Origin of the sequence: Spirillospora sp. NPDC046719, assembly GCF_040645715.1 — a bacterium.
Taxonomy (GTDB): Bacteria; Actinomycetota; Actinomycetes; order Streptosporangiales; family Streptosporangiaceae; genus Spirillospora.
The window spans coordinates 1-16,206 of sequence record NZ_JBEYYT010000207.1 but is presented as its reverse complement, the minus strand read 5'-3'; the positions used below and the strand labels follow the sequence as shown (position 1 = coordinate 16,206).

The 16,206-nt window shown below is 73.5% G+C and carries 17 protein-coding genes; 11 read left to right on the top strand and 6 right to left on the bottom strand.

Features of this window, described 5'->3' with window-relative positions; all coding sequences use genetic code 11:
• The 4 genes from ABZ914_RS29760 to ABZ914_RS29745 all read right to left on the bottom strand — a co-directional run.
• A partial coding sequence (locus tag ABZ914_RS29760) for a hypothetical protein (protein ID WP_500197227.1) occupies window positions 1-554 on the bottom strand: 554 nt, incomplete at its 3' end.
• A 57-nt stretch (window positions 555-611) separates the two neighbouring features.
• A complete protein-coding gene (locus ABZ914_RS29755) occupies window positions 612-2,195 on the bottom strand; it encodes a S8 family serine peptidase (protein ID WP_500197228.1) in 1,584 nt (527 codons plus the stop codon).
• A complete protein-coding gene (locus ABZ914_RS29750; protein WP_387026821.1) occupies window positions 2,189-2,959 on the bottom strand; it encodes a hypothetical protein in 771 nt (256 codons plus the stop codon). Before ABZ914_RS29750 ends, ABZ914_RS29755 begins: the two co-directional genes overlap by 7 nt.
• Window positions 2,960-3,444: 485 nt before the next feature.
• Window positions 3,445-3,639: a CsbD family protein gene (locus ABZ914_RS29745; protein WP_190868688.1), complete on the bottom strand. Its 195-nt coding sequence runs from the start codon at window positions 3,637-3,639 to the stop codon at window positions 3,445-3,447.
• Between the two features lie 300 nt (window positions 3,640-3,939).
• On the opposite strand from ABZ914_RS29745, the gene moeZ reads away from it, so the two are divergent.
• Complete coding sequence (gene moeZ, locus ABZ914_RS29740; RefSeq protein ID WP_433140549.1) at window positions 3,940-5,121, top strand: adenylyltransferase/sulfurtransferase MoeZ; 1,182 nt, start codon at window positions 3,940-3,942, stop codon at window positions 5,119-5,121.
• A gap of 114 nt (window positions 5,122-5,235) precedes the next feature.
• Here moeZ and ABZ914_RS29735 read toward each other — a convergent pair whose 3' ends face one another.
• A complete protein-coding gene (locus ABZ914_RS29735) occupies window positions 5,236-5,955 on the bottom strand; it encodes a TetR/AcrR family transcriptional regulator (RefSeq protein ID WP_500197223.1) in 720 nt (239 codons plus the stop codon).
• 165 nt (window positions 5,956-6,120) lie between these two features.
• On the opposite strand from ABZ914_RS29735, the gene ABZ914_RS29730 reads away from it, so the two are divergent.
• The 3 genes from ABZ914_RS29730 (at window position 6,121) to ABZ914_RS29720 (ending at window position 9,734) form a co-directional block, all read left to right on the top strand.
• Entirely contained in the window at window positions 6,121-8,301 is a 2,181-nt protein-coding gene (locus ABZ914_RS29730) for an MMPL family transporter (RefSeq protein ID WP_500197222.1), read from the top strand.
• A 263-nt stretch (window positions 8,302-8,564) separates the two neighbouring features.
• Window positions 8,565-8,867 carry a hypothetical protein gene (locus ABZ914_RS29725; protein WP_190868684.1) on the top strand — a complete coding sequence of 101 codons (303 nt, stop codon included), beginning with the start codon at window positions 8,565-8,567 and terminating at the stop codon, window positions 8,865-8,867.
• An 84-nt stretch (window positions 8,868-8,951) separates the two neighbouring features.
• Window positions 8,952-9,734, top strand: a complete 783-nt coding sequence (locus tag ABZ914_RS29720; protein ID WP_500197219.1) for an SGNH/GDSL hydrolase family protein — start codon at window positions 8,952-8,954, stop codon at window positions 9,732-9,734.
• Window positions 9,735-9,752: 18 nt separating this feature from the next.
• Here ABZ914_RS29720 and ku read toward each other — a convergent pair whose 3' ends face one another.
• On the bottom strand, window positions 9,753-10,667 hold the full coding sequence (gene ku / locus ABZ914_RS29715; protein WP_500197217.1) for a non-homologous end joining protein Ku: 915 nt from the start codon (window positions 10,665-10,667) through the stop codon (window positions 9,753-9,755).
• A 119-nt stretch (window positions 10,668-10,786) separates the two neighbouring features.
• On the opposite strand from ku, the gene ligD (ABZ914_RS29710) reads away from it, so the two are divergent.
• The 7 genes from ligD (ABZ914_RS29710) (at window position 10,787) to ABZ914_RS29680 (ending at window position 16,134) form a co-directional block, all read left to right on the top strand.
• Window positions 10,787-11,761 carry a non-homologous end-joining DNA ligase gene (ligD, locus tag ABZ914_RS29710; protein ID WP_433140564.1) on the top strand — a complete coding sequence of 325 codons (975 nt, stop codon included), beginning with the start codon at window positions 10,787-10,789 and terminating at the stop codon, window positions 11,759-11,761.
• 24 nt (window positions 11,762-11,785) lie between these two features.
• On the top strand, window positions 11,786-12,691 hold the full coding sequence (gene ligD / locus ABZ914_RS29705) for a non-homologous end-joining DNA ligase (protein ID WP_500197216.1): 906 nt from the start codon (window positions 11,786-11,788) through the stop codon (window positions 12,689-12,691).
• A 150-nt stretch (window positions 12,692-12,841) separates the two neighbouring features.
• Complete coding sequence (locus ABZ914_RS29700) at window positions 12,842-14,167, top strand: dihydrolipoyl dehydrogenase family protein (RefSeq protein ID WP_433140570.1); 1,326 nt, start codon at window positions 12,842-12,844, stop codon at window positions 14,165-14,167.
• A 37-nt stretch (window positions 14,168-14,204) separates the two neighbouring features.
• Window positions 14,205-14,414, top strand: coding sequence for an Rv3202a family protein (locus ABZ914_RS29695; protein ID WP_190868679.1), 210 nt, complete (start codon window positions 14,205-14,207; stop codon window positions 14,412-14,414).
• 226 nt (window positions 14,415-14,640) lie between these two features.
• Window positions 14,641-15,270 (top strand): TetR family transcriptional regulator, encoded by a 630-nt coding sequence (locus tag ABZ914_RS29690; protein ID WP_190868678.1) that lies wholly within the window; start codon window positions 14,641-14,643, stop codon window positions 15,268-15,270.
• Between the two features lie 114 nt (window positions 15,271-15,384).
• Complete coding sequence (locus ABZ914_RS29685; RefSeq protein WP_190868677.1) at window positions 15,385-15,618, top strand: DUF3107 family protein; 234 nt, start codon at window positions 15,385-15,387, stop codon at window positions 15,616-15,618.
• A 234-nt stretch (window positions 15,619-15,852) separates the two neighbouring features.
• The gene (locus tag ABZ914_RS29680) at window positions 15,853-16,134 is read left to right on the top strand and encodes a GlsB/YeaQ/YmgE family stress response membrane protein (protein ID WP_190868676.1); all 282 of its coding nucleotides are present in this window, start codon (window positions 15,853-15,855) and stop codon (window positions 16,132-16,134) included.
• Window positions 16,135-16,206 lie beyond the last annotated feature (72 nt).

Below are 16,206 nucleotides of genomic sequence, written 5' to 3'. Positions count from 1 at the left end.
GGCGCCGCGACGGGGCCGGGCACCGGCCGCCCCCGCAGGCCCGGCGCCGGCGCGCCCGCCGGGAACCACCCGACCGCGCCGTGCGCCGACGCAGGGTCCGGGAACGCGGCGACCCCGACCGTCACCGCGAGGCCCTGCGCCTGGTCGAGGTAGGTGGCGCGGAGCACCGCCAGGCAGCCGCGCGCGGCCAGCGATCCGGACAGCCGCGGGTCCACGGCGGTGCCGCAGCGGGTGTCGGTGCCGATCCCGACGCGCCGCGCCGTCTCCGCGGAGCCCTCGTCGAGCGTGTAGCGCAGCCCGGCCGGGAAGATCCGTCCGGCGGGCCAGGCGCGGTACCGCCGGGCGATCTCGGTGGCGACGGCGGCGGACCGCTCGGCGGCCGTCGGGCCGCGCGCCACCTCGCCCGCCAGCCGGACGCCCGCGACGGCGAGCACGGCCGCGCATCCCGCGGCGACCAGCAGCGGCGCCGCCGCGCGGGGCGGCCGCGGGCCGGACGGCGCGGCCGGGGCCTCGTCCGGTTCGGTGTCCGGGGCTGGGATCTCCGCGCGCGCCACGGGCGGAGCGTAACCGACCGGCCCCCGGCGGCGCCGGATGACCGGCCGGTCAGTCGATCATTCGCCCGAAGGTTCCTCCGGCGCGCCGAACGAGGGCCGCGCGCCCGGGTCCGGCGGCGCGAACGCGGGCGGCGCACCGCCCGGCGCGTCCGCCGCCCCCGCGGGCGGCTGGGGCGGGGCGAAGCCGGGACCGGGACCGGACGGGCCGTCGGGCCGGGGCTGGGGCTGCGCGGGCGGTCCGAACGCCGAACCGCCCGGCGGCGCACCCCCCGGTGCTCCGCCGTACCGGGACGGCCCGTAGGACGGCCGCGCCCCGAACCCGCCTCCCCGCGGTGCCCCGGGACCCGCGGGGACGGGAGCGAGGCCGTCGGGCAGGACGCGCGGGTGGCGGCGGTGGAACGCGATCGCGACGAGGACCGCGCCGATGACACCGCCGACGCCGATCACCACGACGGCGACGACCGCCGGGGTGACCCAGGCGGGCCGGTCGATGATCGTGACCGGTCCCGGGTCGTGGTCGGCGAAGCGCTTCGCACCGGGCTTGCCGGCGGACGCGCCGGCCGCGCCCTTGGCGAGCGAATCGGCGGCGGCGAGCGCGCGCTGGGCGTGGACCTCGCCGAAGCCCACGTCGGGGCCGTAGCCGCTCTTCGGCGTGAAGCGGGCGCTCTCGATGAGGGCCTGGGAGACCAGCGCGGGCGCCATCTTGGGGTGCCGCGCGCGGATCAGCGCGGCGATCCCGGAGACCAGGGCGCTGGCGTCGCTCGTGCCGTCGGAGAGGAAGTAGTCCCCGCCGGGCCCGGCGACGGGCAGGCCGGCGCCGGGCGCGGACAGCACGACCGACAGGTTGCGGTTGGAGAAGGGCGCGCGCTCGTGCGACGCCTGCGTGGCGGCGACCGCGATGACGCCCGGGTAGGACGCCGGGTAGGAGTACGGCGAGAACCCGTCGCCGTCCACGAGCTCGTTGTCGTCGCCGTTGTTGCCCACGGCGGACACCACGACGACGCCCTTGCCGATGGCGTAGCCGATGGCGTCGCGCTCGGCGGGGATCTCGGTGTCCCGGCCGGGGAGACTGATCTTGCCGAGCGACAGGTTGATGACGTCGGCGCCGTGGTCGGCGGCGTACCGGATGCCCTTCGCGACGGCGTCCTCCGCCGCCCGCGAACTCCGGTAGCGCGCGTAGCTCGGGTCCTCCTTCTCGCCGATGACGCGGATGGCGAGGATCCGCGCCTCGGGCGCCATCCCGATGACGCCGTCGCGGCCGCCCGGCCCGTGGCCGTGCCCCGCGATCAGCGACGCCATCCCCGTGCCGTGCAGGTGGGCGGGCTTGCTGGCGCCGTCGATGGCGGCGAGCATGTTGGGGCCGACGGTGACGGACCCGGCGATGTCCTTCTGGTTCGGGTCGACGCCGGAGTCGACCAGGGCGACGGTGACGTTCCGGCCCTTGGTGATCTTCCAGGCGGCGTTCATGTCCAGCTCGTCGAGGATGCCGCGCTGCCGCTCCCGGACGATGTCGGCGTGCGCGGGCGCCGGGACGAGCGGGAGGCACGCGCCGGTGAGCGCCGCCGCCAGCAGTGCGCGCGCGGCCGCCGCGCGCCGCCCGCCCGCGGCCCGCTCGCGGCGCGTCCGCGCCCGGGTCAGCATTTCCACCCGCGCGCGTGGCAGTCGGGCAGGGCCTTGGCGGAGAGCGTCCGGGCGATCGCGGAGCCGAGCTGCGGCGCGATCGAGAACGGGTCGCCGGGCCGCTCCTTCCGGACGGCCGAGGCGGGGCGGCCGTCCGCCTCACCGGAGGTGGTCAGCACGACGTAGGGACCGCCGCGGTCGGACGTGCGGTCCTGCCGGGCGGCGTCGGTGAACCGCGCGGACGCGGTGCCGGGGAACGGGGCGGCGCGGAGGGCGGGGCGGACGCCGCCGTCGCCCGGGCCCTGCGAGCCGGGGATCGCCTTGTAGGCGCGGTCGGCGGCCCACGGGTCGGCGAACGCGATGACGCCGACGGTGACGACGATGCCCTGGAGCTGGTCGGTGTAGGTGGCGCGCAGGACGGCCTTGCAGCCCTGCTGGAGGAGCCGCTCCGCGAGCTCCTGGTCGACGCCGGTGGCGCAGTTGGTGTCGGGGACGATGCCGGTCCGGGACGCGTACTCGCCGCGCCCCTGCTCCAGGCTGTAGGTGATCTTGCTGGGGAAGATCCGTTCGGCGGGCCACGCCTGCCAGCGCCGCGCGACCTCGGCCTTGGCGGCCCACTCCACCTCCGCGTTGGTGGGGTCGCGGTGCAGCTCGGCCCAGACGCCGCCGATCGCGATCGTGCCGGTGACCAGGTAGACGCAGCCGACGACGATCGCGGCGACCATCCACTGGCGGGCGCGCAGCCCGAGCACGGTGATCGCGGGCTCCTGCGGCCCACCCTGCATGCCCGCACCGTGCATGCCACCACCCGGCATGCCACCACCCGGCATGCCACCGCCGTGCATGCCCCCGCCCGGACCGCCGGGGGCGCCGGGCATGCCCCCGCCCCACCGGCCTCCGCCCGGCATGCCACCACCGGGCGTCCAGGCCCCAGGCGTTCCGGGGCCGGGCATGCCGGGGCGGGGGGGCGTCATGGGGCCGGGCGGTCCCGGAGGCGCGCCGGGGCCCGGTCCGGGCGGGCGGCCGGGAGGCTCGTCCGGCCACCGGCCGGACGATGCCGGTGGGCCGGGCGGCGAATGCGGGCCCGGCGGGGGCGGCTGCTGGGAGGGGGGCAGGAATGCCACAACAGCCAAGATTAACTCTGGTTCATGACATTCCGCCCTTACATCGGGGTGAGGGGACCCGTCCTAACCCGGACGCTCCGGCCCCGGACGTGCGGAGGGGCCCCTCCGCAGAGGGGCCCCTCCGGCACGGCGGAATGCGCGCGAGGTCACCGGTCGATGGTCCGGCGGGCCTCCTTCGCCGCGTCCTTGACCTGCTCGCCGACCTGCTTGGCGCCGCCGGCGGCCTGGTCCTTGCGGCCCTCGGCCTCCAGGTAGGGGTCGCCGGAGCGACGCCCGGCCTCTTCCTTGCCCTGCCCCTTGGCCTTCTGGGTCTTGTTCTTGAGCTTGTCGAGGATGCCCATGGCTCCTTCTTCCGTACGAGGTCCGTACTAAGAAACCGGTGCCCGCTACGTCCCGATCTATGCGGTCGTGAGGGAGACCCCCGCCACACCCCCGCGGCGAACCCTCGCCACACCTCGGCGGCAGACCCCCGTCACACCGTCCCCACCGGCCCCGTCCGGACCGGCGGCAGGGGCGCTGGCATGGGCGTTTCCGGCCACCGGCCTTAGGGGAATGCGGGCGGACATGGCAAGGTTGTCCCGTGAGGGGACGACGACGTCCCGCCCCCGTAACAGCCGAGCGTCAGCACAGGAGCACCCACCGTGTCGTTGCCACCTCTGGTCGAGCCCGCAGCGGAGCTCACCCGCGACGAGGTCAACCGCTACTCGCGGCACCTCATCATCCCCGACGTGGGGATGTCCGGGCAGAAGCGCCTCAAGAACGCCAAGGTCCTGGTCGTCGGCGCGGGCGGTCTCGGCTCCCCCGCGCTGCTCTACCTGGCCGCCGCCGGTGTCGGCACCCTCGGCGTCGTCGACTTCGACGTCGTGGACGAGTCGAACCTGCAGCGCCAGATCATCCACCGGCAGTCGTCGCTGGGCAAGCCGAAGGTCGAGTCGGCCGCCGAGACGGTCCGCGAGATCAACCCGCTGATCGACGTGGTCGTGCACGACTTCGCGCTCGACCGCGACAACATCATGGACGTGTTCGCCCAGTACGACCTGATCCTGGACGGCACCGACAACTTCGCGACCCGCTACATGGTGAACGACGCGGCGGTGCTGCTCGGCAAGCCGTACGTGTGGGGCTCCATCTACCGGTTCGACGGCCAGGCGTCGGTGTTCTGGGCCGAGCACGGCCCCTGCTACCGCTGCCTCTACCCGGAGCCGCCGCCGCCCGGCATGGTCCCGTCGTGCGCCGAGGGCGGCGTCCTCGGCGTGCTGTGCGCGTCGATCGGCTCGATCCAGGTGAACGAGGCCATCAAGCTGCTGACCGGCATCGGCGAGCCACTGGTCGGCCGGCTGATGATCTACGACGCGCTGGAGATGACGTACCGGTCGGTCAAGGTCCGCAAGGACCCCGAGTGCCCGCTGTGCGGCAAGAACCCGACGCAGACCGAGCTGCTGGAGGACTACGAGGCCTTCTGCGGCGCGGTGTCGGAGGAGGCCACCGAGGCCGCCAAGGACTCGACGATCACCGTCCTGGACCTGAAGGCGATGCAGGACCGCGGCGACGACATCTTCCTGGTGGACGTCCGCGAGCCGAACGAGTACGAGATCGTCTCGATCCCGGGCGCGACGCTGATCCCGAAGGGCGAGTTCCTGAACGGGTCGGCGCTGGAGAGGCTGCCGCAGGACAAGAAGATCGTCCTGCACTGCAAGTCGGGCGTCCGCTCGGCCGAGGCCCTCGCCGTGGTGAAGAACGCCGGCTTCGGCGACGCCGTGCACGTCGGCGGCGGCATCCTGGCCTGGGTGAAGCAGATCGACCCGAGCCAGCCCAGCTACTGACGCGCCGACGTGTTGACGCGCTGACGCGGCGTCCCCGCGTCCACCGAGCCCCCGGATCCGCACCGGATCCGGGGGCTTCGTGCTGCCCGGGCGGTTCCGATCCGCCCGGCTCGATCAGTCCTTCTCGGGCGGCCTGTAGGTGAGGCCGAGGGGCGGGGCTATCTCCTGGAGCATGAGCTCGAACATGGGCGCGGCGTCGTCGAGGGCGAAGCCGAGGTGGCCGAACGCCTCCAGGCTGACGCTGCCCTGGAGCCGCACCCAGCACTTGAGGAACTGCTGGATCACCCCGAGCGGGAGCGAGACGCCGAGGCGCTCCTCGCGGTAGCGGCGCAGTTGGGGAAGCAGGTCCGGGTCGAGCTCCTCGTCGGGCGGGACGGGGAACGGCTTCTTCTGCCACAGCTCCAGGAACAGCGACATGAACGTCCAGCCGAACTGGCGGGCGCACTCCTCGGCGAAGTCGGCCTGCTCGTCGGGGTCGAGGCCGCGGATCGGGGCGCCGAACAGCAGCGCGTACTCGCGGGGGTGCCCGAGCGACCAGCGGCGGAACTGCCGGGCGACGGACAGGAACTTGCCGCTCATGTCGTCGTGCGGCACCCGCGCGATCGCCGCCTGCAGTTCGGCCGTCAGCTCGGTGTAGACGTCGCCGACGACGTGGCGCAGCAGTTCGGAGTGGCTGTCGTAGTAGCGGTAGAGCGCGGGCGCGGTCATCCCCATCTCGCGGGCGATGGCGCGCAGGGTCACCGCCTCGGGCCCCTGCTCCACGAGGATCCGCCGCGCGGTCTCGGAGATCTCCCGGACCGTCGCCTCGCGCAGCCGGTCACGCCGTGTCGTCACGCTCCGCCCCACTTCCTCCCCGGGATCCGGCCGTCACCGGCCGCCCCCGCATGATTCCCCAAAAACACCATTGACGAAAGTGAACGTCATATGCAAAGTTTACAGCGTTCGCTAGTTTACGGCGTTCACCGACGTGACGCGGTGTAACAGGCAGGGGGAACGACGATGTTCGAGCGATGGGGCCGCTGGGTGCACCGCCGGCGGCGGTGGGTGCTCGCGGTCGCGGGAGCCGCTCTGGTCTTCGCCGCCGTATGGGGGACGGGCGTGTTCGGCGCGCTCACCTCGTCCGGCGGCTTCGACACGCCCGGCAGCGAGAGCGCCCAGGCGACGAAGATCGCCGAACGCGACCTCGGGCGCGACCAGGCCGACGTGGTGGTCCTCTACAAGGGGCGCCCCGGCATGACGGTGGACGACCCGTCCTACCGCGCGTCGGTGGAGAAGGCGCTGGCCGCGCTGCCCCAGGGCAAGGTCGCCGGGACGGCCACCTACTGGACGACCAAGGCGCCGCAGTTCGTCGGCAAGGACCGCGGCTCCACCTACGCCGTGCTGCAGCTCACCGGCAAGGACGAGGCGGCCCGGCAGGACTCCTACGACGCGATCAAGGACGACCTCACCGACGTCGGCGGCGGGCTGACCGCCAAGGTCGGCGGCTACCTCGGCACCCAGACCGCCATCAACGAGCGCGTCTCCTCCGACATCGGCCGGGCCGAGGGCATGGCCATGCCGGTGCTGCTGGTGCTGCTCGTGCTGATCTTCGGCGGGCTGGTGTCGGCGAGCCTGCCGCTGCTGATCGGCGGGCTGGCCATCCTCGGCTCGTTCACCGCGCTGCACGCGCTCACCTACGTCACCGACGTGTCGATCTTCGCGGTGAACATCACGACGTTCCTCGGGCTCGGCCTCGCGATCGACTACGGCCTGTTCATGGTCAGCCGGTTCCGGGAGGAGATCCGGCGCGACGGCGCCACCGCCGAGGACGCGGTCGCCGCGACGATGGCCACGGCCGGACGGACCGTCGCGGTCTCCGGCGTCACGGTCGCGGTGTCGCTGTCCGGGCTGCTGCTGTTCGACCAGAACTTCCTGGTCTCGATGGGCTACGGCGGCATCGCCACCGTCTTCGTCTGCATGATCGGCGCGCTGACCGTGCTGCCGGCGCTGCTGGCCGTCCTCGGCACGAAGGTGAACGCCCTGCCGATCCGCCGCCGCAAGGCCGCCGCCGCGACGGCGCGGGCCGAGGCGGACGGCTGGTGGGGCCGGCTCGCGCACAGCGTGATGCGCCGCCCGGTGATCTACGCCGTCGCCACCGTCGCGCTGCTGCTGACGCTCGGCAGCCCCTTCCTCCACATCAACTGGGGCGGTGTGGACGCCAAGGTGCTGCCGTCCGGCGCCGACGCGCGGGTCGTCTCCGAGGCGCTGCAGACCCAGTTCCCGAGCAACTCCACCGAGGCGATCCAGGCGGTCGTGACCGGCACGTCCGACCGGGCCGCGATCCAGTCGTACGGCGACCGGCTCGCGGCGCTGCCCGGCGCGACCGGCGCGACCGTGACCGGCGCGAAGGGCGAGACGACGCGGATCGCGCTCACCTACTCCGCCGAGCCCGACTCCGCCGCCGCGCGCGACCTCGTCCACCGCGTCCGGGACGTCCCGCCGCCGCCCGGCGCGCGCTCCTACGTCGGCGGCGGCACCGCCGACGTCGTCGACCAGCTGTCCAGCATCGGCGGGACGCTGCCGTGGCTGGCGCTGCTCGTCGGCGGCGTCACGTTCGCGCTGCTGTTCCTCGCGTTCGGCTCGGTGGTGCTGCCGCTGAAGGCGATCGTGATGAACATGCTGTCGCTGTCGGCGACGTTCGGCGTGGTCGTGCTGATCTTCCAAGACGGGCACCTGTCCGGCCTCCTGGACTTCACCGCGACCGGCGCCATCTCCCCGTCGATGCCGATCCTGATGCTGGCGATGCTGTTCGGCATCTCGATGGACTACGAGGTGTTCCTGCTGTCGCGGGTCCGCGAGCAGTACGACCTGACCGGCTCCAACACCACCGCGGTCGCGACCGGGGTGCAGCGCACCGGCGCCATCATCACCAGCGCCGCGCTGCTGTTCATCGTCGTGATCGGCGCGTTCGCCACGTCCGGTGTCGCGTTCATCAAGATGACCGGCGTGGGGATGGCGGTCGCGATCCTGGTGGACGCGACGGTCGTCCGGGCGCTGCTGGTGCCGGCGACGATGCGGCTGCTCGGCCGCGCGAACTGGTGGGCGCCCGGCCCGCTGGCCCGGCTGTACGGGCGGTACGGGCTCCGCGAGGGCGACTCCGCCCCGCCGCCGCGTTCGCAGGAGCCGGCGTCCGCGCACTGAGCACCCGGACGCCCCCGTCCGAACAGGTCCGAGGCCGTGTCCCGCCGCGCGCGGGGCGCGGCCTCGCGGCGCGTTCCGGAAGGGCGCGGGAGAAAGGCGCGGGAGAAAACGGTCGCCAAAATTCCAAAGCGCTTGTGGTCCGCCTCACCCGGCGGGAAACTGAATGACGTTCGCCCCGCGCCGTTCGTGTGACGCGCACCGCGACGGCCCGCGCCCGGCGACCCTCTCCCGCACCCGTTCACGGGTATTCCCCTGGAGGCACCATGCCCACGCTGGCGACCACCGAGGCCGACGTCGCCCTCGGCCACCTGGAGCGCCTGACCGAGGAGCTGCGCTCCCGCGGCTGGACGGTGGAGCTGGCCCCGCCGTCGGACCGCTGGCCCTCCGCGCTCGTCGCCAACCCCGAGATGCGGATGTTCAACGAGAACGTGATCGCCGTGCAGGAACGTTCCGACGGCTCGTGGTCGTACTTCTACGGCTGGGGCGAGCGGATCGCGCCGTGCACCGACGCGTCCGCCGCCGCCTCGATGCTGATCCGCGTGCTGGCCGTCCGCCGCGACGCGTGACCCCGCCGCGGGCCGTCCACCGCGAGAGCGGGCTCACATCCCGGACGGTTCGGAGATCAACGCAGGTCACATAGCATGTCGGTCATGCTCTGGACGCGGTATGCGGCGATCGGCGACTCCTTCACGGAAGGGGTCGGCGACCCCGCCGAGGACGCCGGCGGAGGCTGGCGCGGCTGGGCGGACCGGGTGGCGGCCGAACTCGCCGCCCGGTCGGACGGGCCCGGCGCGCCCCGGTTCGGCTACGCCAACCTGGCGATCCGCGGCCGGCTGCTGGACCGGATCGTCGACGAGCAGCTCCCCGCCGCCCTGGACCTGAAGCCCGACCTCGTGTCGGTGTCGGGCGGCGGCAACGACCTGCTGCGGCCCGGCCTCGACATCGACGCGCTCGCCGCCCGGATGGACGAGGCCGTCGCCGCGATCCGCGCGGCCGGCGCCGACGCGGTGCTGTTCACCGGCGTCGACCCGGTCGGCTCCCCCGTCATCCGGCGCACGCGCGGGCGCGTCGCCGTCTACAACGAGCACCTGCGGTCGATCGCGGCCCGCCGCGGCGCGTTCGTCGTCGACCAGTGGTCCATGGACGTCCTGCGCGACTGGCGCTGCTGGAGCGTCGACCGCCTGCACATGTCGCCGGAGGGGCACCGGCGCGTCGCGCTCGCGATGCTGGAGGCCCTCGGCGTCCCGGACGCGGGCGACTGGCGCGAGCCGGCGCTGGAGCCGCTGCCGGAGCTGAGCCGGGGCGCGCAGCGGCTGGCGAACGCCCGCTGGGCGCGCGGCTACCTGGCCCCGTGGGTCGGGCGGCGGCTGCGCGGCCGCTCGTCCGGCGACCTCGTCACCGCCAAGCGCCCCACGCTCGCGCCGATCGAGTAGCCCCGGCGTCCGCGGGGTCTAGGCCGACTTGCGGGTGCGGCCCTTCGCCGGCTCCTTCTTGCCGCCGGACTTCGACGGCGTCTTGCGGCCGCGCGACGCGGGCTTCTTCTGCGTCTCCTTCTCCGACGACGCCGCCGCCTTGCCGCCGCCCCCGCCGCCGCGGCTCTTCTTCGCCGCCTCGACGCTGGCGCGCAGCGCGCTCAGCAGGTCCGCCGCAGGCTCCTCCTCGGCCTCCTCGGACGGCCGGGTCACCTCGCGCCCCTCGACCTTCGCGTCGATCACCGCCTGGAGCGCCTCCCGGTAGGCGTCCTTGTACTCGCTCGGATCGAAGTCGCCCGCCATCGAGTCGATCAGCGACGACGCCATCGACAGCTCCTGCTTGCGGACCTCGATGTCCTCGTCCAGGAACGGGAAGTCGGGCTCGCGCACCTCGTCCGGCCACAGCATCGTCTCCAGGACGAACACGCCGCCCCGCACCCGCAGCGTCGCCAGCGACTCGCGCTGCCGCAGCGCCACCTTCACGATGGCGACCTGGTCGGAGTTCTCCAGCGCGTCGCGCAGCAGCACGTACGGCTTCGCGCCCTGCGCGTCCGGCTCCAGGTAATAGGACTTGGCGAAGTAGATCGGGTCGACCTCGGACTCCTCGACGAACTGGAGCACGTCGATGCGGCGGCTGGTGGTCAGCGGCAGGTCGGCGAAGTCCTCGTCGGTGAGGATCACCATCTCGCCGCTCGGCAGCTCGTACCCCTTCGCGATGTCGGAGTACGGCACCTCCTCGCCGTCGACGGTGCAGACCCGCTTGTACCGGATGCGGCCGCCGTCCTCCCGGTGCACCTGGTGGAAGCTGACGTCCCGCTGCTCGGTCGCGGAGTACAGCTTCACCGGGATCGTCACCAGCCCGAACGAGATAGCGCCCTTCCAGATGCTCCGCATGTCGATGTCCTTACCCAGCCCGGTCCGCTCCTCCCCTTAGCGTCGCAACCCCGTTCGGTTTGCGCCATAACGGGCGCTTGATCCTTTTCTTGGGCGCGGGCATCGGGTAAGACGCCGGTATGACCATGCCATGGCCCGTCGAGCCGATGATGGCCGCCACCGGCGACCTCCCCGACGACGGCGGACGCTGGGGCCTGGAGCTCAAATGGGACGGCGTCCGGGTCGTCTCGCAGGTGTCGCCGGACGGCGTCCGCGCCACCGGCCGGCGCGGGAACGACGTGACCTCGCGCTACCCCGAGCTCACCGCGCTCGCCGACCTGCTGCCCGACCACGACGTCGTGCTGGACGGCGAGGTCGTCGCGTTCGAGCGGGGCCGGCCGAGCTTCGAGCGCCTCCAGCGGCGGATGCACGTGTCGGAGCCGCACCCCCGGCTGATCCGCGAGGTCCCCGTCCGGTACGTGGTCTTCGACGTGCTGTTCCTGGACGGCCGGGTGCTCTACGACGTCCCCTACGCCGAGCGGCGGTCGCTGCTCGACGGCCTCGACCTCGCCGGCAGCGGACCCGTCGAGGTGCCCCCCTACCTGCACGGCGGCGACACCACCCAGGTGGACGAGCTGCTCGCCTTCACCATCGAGGAGCACCTGGAGGGCCTGCTCGCCAAGCGGCTGGACTCCCCGTACCGGCCGGGCCGCCGCGTCGACTTCTGGCGCAAGGTGAAGAACTTCCAGACCCGCGAGGTGGTCGTCTGCGGCTGGAAGCCCGGCCGGGGACGCCGCGAGGGCGGCGTCGGGTCGCTGCTGCTCGGCGAGTACGACCCCAAGGGGCGGCTCGGGTTCGTCGGGCACGTCGGCACCGGCTTCAGCGACCGGGTCCTCGACGAGCTGTACGAGGCGCTGTGGCCGCTGCGCCGCCCGACCAGCCCGTTCGACGAGGCCGTCCCGCGCGAGCACGCCCGCGACGCCCAGTGGGTTGAGCCGCGCCTCGTCGGGGAGGTCGCCTACAGCGCCCGCACCAGGGACGGCCGCCTCCGTTTCCCGTCCTGGCGCGGGCTGCGCGACGACAAGGACCCCCTGGAGGTCACGAGTGAGCAGTGAGACCCCCGCGCCGGAGCACCCGTGGTGAGCGGCCGGCAGGTCGAGGTGGACGGCCGCCGGCTCAGCCTGTCCAACCTCGACAAGAACCTGTACCCGGAGTTCACCAAGGGCGAGGTCATCGACTACTACGCGCGGATCGCGCCGGTGATGCTGCCGCACCTGAAGGACCGTCCGGCCACCCGGATCCGCTGGCCGGAGGGCGTGGACGGCGGGAAGTTCTTCGAGAAGAACGCGCCCTCGCACACGCCGGACTGGGTGCGGACGGCGGAGATCCCCACGCCGGGCAGCTCGTCCGGCCGCGAGACGGCTGACTTCGTCGTCGTCGACGACCTGCCGACGCTCGTGTGGTGCGCGAACCTCGCCGCGCTGGAGCTGCACGTCCCGCAGTGGAAGGTCGGCCCGCGCGGCGGGCTGCGCGCCCCCGACCTGGTGGTGTTCGACCTGGACCCCGGGGCGCCCGCGACGATCGTCGAGGCGTGCGAGGTGGCCGGGCTGCTGCGCGACGTGCTCGCCGAGGACGGCTTCGACTCCTATCCGAAGACCAGCGGCAAGAAGGGCCTGCACCTGTACGTGCCGATCAAGGAGCCGAACGACGCGGCGCGGACGTCGGAGTACGCCAAGTCCGCCGCGCAGCGCCTCGCGTCGGAGCATCCGGACCTGGTCGTCGCGAAGATGGAGAAGCGGCTGCGCAAGGGCAGGGTCTTCGTGGACTGGAGCCAGAACAACCCGGCCAAGACGACCGTCGCGGCCTACTCGCTGCGCGCCGCGTCCAGCCCGTCGGTGTCCACCCCGATCACCTGGGACGAGCTGGAGTCCTGCGGGGACGCCGCCGACCTGGTGTTCTCCCCCGACGAGGTGCTCGGCCGGGTCGAGAAGCACGGGGACCTGCTGGAACCCCTGCTGGACGGGCGCAGGCGCGCCCTCCCGTGACCCCGCCGGCCCGCCGCCGCGCCACGATCTCCCCCTTTTCGGGCGCCGTATGTGTCCGAACGGCCACGCTCCGGCGCCGACTTCCGCCACCATGAGCACGGGGACGCAATGTGAGCGGGGACACACCCGCCGGTGCGGAAGGAAGATCAGTTGTCGCAGAACCATCACTACGACGCCGTGGTGCTGGGCGGGGGGACGGCGGGAGAGCTGGTCGCGACCGGCCTCGCCCGCGCCGGGCGCGACGTCGCGCTCGTCGAGAACCGCCTGGTCGGCGGTGAATCGCGGTATTTCGCGTGCGTCCCGTCCAAATCGCTGCTGCTGTCGGCGCGGCGCGGGGAGACCTGGGAGATGGCGGTCGCCCGCCGCGACGCCCTCACCGGGCACCGCGCCGACGAGCGGATCGTCGCCCGGATGGCCGAGGAGGGCGTCACCGTGCTGCGCGGCCGCGGCCAGGTGACCGCGCCCGGCCGGATCGAGGTGGACGGCGCCGAGCACGGCTTCGGCGACCTCGTGCTGTGCACCGGCAGCGAGCCGGTGATCCCGCCCGTCGACGGCCTCGCCGACGTCCCGCTGTGGACGAGCGACGGCGCCCTGTCGGTGCCCGACCTGCCGCGCCGGCTCGTCGTCCTCGGCGGCGGCCCGGTCGGCTGCGAGCTGGCGCAGGTGTACGCGGCGTTCGGCTCGCAGGTGTCGCTGGTCGAGGCGTCCGGGCGGCTGCTGACCGCCGAGGCGCCGTTCGCCGGGGAGGTGCTCGCCGACGCGCTCCGCCGGATGGGCGTCGACCTGCGCCTCGGCGCCGGCCTGAGCCACGTCGAGCGCAAGGAGTCGGGGCTGCGGCTCTGGCTGTCGGACGGCGGCACGCTGGACGCCGACCGGATCCTGGTCGCCGCCGGGCGCCGCCCCCGGGTCGAGGGGCTCGGCCTGGAGACCCTCGGCGTCGCCACGTCCCCCGGCCACGGCGTGCCGGTGGACGAGACGTGCCGGGTCCCGTCGACGTCCGGCGACGTGTGGGCGGCGGGCGACGTCACGGGCGTCGCCCGCACCACGCACGCCGCCCGCTACCAGGCGCGGCTCGTCCTGGCCAACCTGCTCGGCGAGCACCGCGCGGCCGACTACCGCGCGATCCCCCGGGTCGTGTACACGACCCCCACCGTCTACGCGGTCGGGATCTCCCCGAAGCAGGCGGAGGAACTCGGAATAGACCTCCTCACCGCCGGGTACGACCTCGCCGCGACGGCGCGGGCGGCGGTCGAGGCCGACGATCGCGGCCGGGTCGAGTTGTACGCCGACCGCTCCCGGGGGCTGCTGATCGGCGCCGCCGCCGCCGGACTCTACGCTGAGGAGTGGATGAGCGAGATCGCGCTGGCCATCCGCGCGGAGACGCCGCTGAGCGTGCTCACCGACGTCGTGCACGCGTTCCCGACCTACGGCGAGTCCGTGGAGGCGCCGCTGCGGGAACTGGCCGGCCGCCTGTGACGGACCTTCCGATGGGCCCTTCCGAGGAGGACGCGTGATGAGCGAGACCGACGACCTGGAGCGGGAGCCGCTGCCCGAGGACGCCAACGAGGCCGACACCGCCGAGCAGCGGGCCGACCTCGGCGAGGAGGGCGAGGACGGCGAGGAGACGACCGAGTGGGCGGCGCAGCTGCCGATGGACGTCAACGAGGCCGACGCCGCCGAGCAGCACCGGGAGATCCCGCTCGACGAGGACGACTACCGCTGACCGCCGGCGGCCCGCGGCCGCCGCGCCGGAGCGTCCGTCCGGGTCCGGCGGACGACGCGTCCGGCTGCGGCGGTCCGCCGCCGGAAATACACTGACCTGCGCGCGCGAGGAACGTCGGTGGTCTTTGTTAGTGACCGACGAGGTTACCGGCGCGTAGGATGGTGGGATTGTTTCCCCGCGACGGACACCCTCTACCGTCGCGCTGATCTGGTGATCGGAGAGTGTGGTGACGGCTACCCCGGACGCACGCCCCCGTGGCACGCGCCTGCCGCGGCTGGCGCGCCGCAGGCAACTGCTCGGCGCGGCCCAGGAGGTGTTCGTCGCGCAGGGGTACCACGCGGCGGCGATGGACGAGATCGCCGAGCGCGCGGGCGTCAGCAAGCCCGTGCTCTACCAGCACTTCCCGGGCAAGCTGGAGCTGTACCTGGCCCTGCTGGACGAGCACGCCGAGGCGCTGGTGAAGACCGTGCGCGACGCGCTGGAGTCCACCACGGACAACAAGCTGCGCGTGCAGGCGAGCATGCAGGCGTTCTACGACTTCGTGGCCGGCGACGGCGAGGCGTACCGGCTGGTCTTCGAGTCGGACCTGCGCAACGTGGCGCCCGTCCGGGCCCGCGTCGACCGCGCCAACCAGCAGTGCGCCGAGATGATCGCCCAGGTGATCGCCGAGGACACCGGCGCCGCCAGCGACGAGGCCCACCTGCTCGGCATGGGCCTGGTCGGGATGGCCGAGGTCAGCGCCCGGTTCTGGCTGTCGCAGCACCGCGCGATCCCGAAGGACACCGCCGAGAAGATCATCGCCCGCCTCGCCTGGCGCGGCATCTCCGGCTTCCCGCGGACCGGCGAGCAGGGCTGACCGCCGCGTTTCACTCGCGGCGAAGCGGCGGGACGGCCGATCCGCCGGTCTCCGTGCGACCATCGAAGGACCGTCCCGCGGGTGCCGGGACGGGACCGACGAGGGGAGCAGCGCGTGCAGGTTCGGATCGGCGTGCAGAACGTGCCGAAGGAGATCGTCGTGGAGACCGACCAGTCCGCCGACGAGGTGCAGGAGGCCCTCGCCGGCGCGCTGGCGGAGCCGCGCGGGGTGTTCGTGCTGAAGGACCGGCGCGCGGGGCGGGTCGTCGTGCCCGCCGAGCGGGTCGGCTACCTGGAGATCGCCGAGGACGAGCGCCGCGGCGTGGGCTTCGGCACCCAGTACGCGTGAGCCGGTGACCGCGCGCGAGCCGGTGACCATGCGTGAGCCGGTGATCATGCGAGGTTCGGTGACCGCGCGCGGACCGTCACGCGGCGCGTCCGGTCGGCTGCCCTAGCCGATGTCCCGGCAGGTCGGCAAGCGTCTTGACGAAGATTTTGTTTGTTTCCGGAGGAACGGGCATACCGGTTTGCGACCAACGGGCCGGATCTTCCGGCCCCCCGGAAACGAAACGGACTGACTGAGATGCTGACGATCCTCTGGTTCATCATCGCCGGTGCCGTGGTCGGGGCGCTGGCACGGCTCATCGTGCCCGGCCGCAACCCGATCGGCATCCTGCTGACGATCGGCGTGGGCATCGTCGGCGCGATCCTCGGCGGCGCGATCGCCTCCGCGCTCGGCGCGGGCTGGGTCATCGCGCTCATCTTCGCGGTGGTGATCGCCGCGATCGGCGTGGCCGCGCTGACCTCGCTCAACAGCCGCGGTGGCGGCCGCTGGGGCGGACGCCGGCGCAGCCGCAGCTTCTGACGGCCCCGTCCGGCCGGGCGATCTCCCGGCTTCCCGGCCGGCACCACGGAAGGCCCCCGCTCCCCCCGCGAG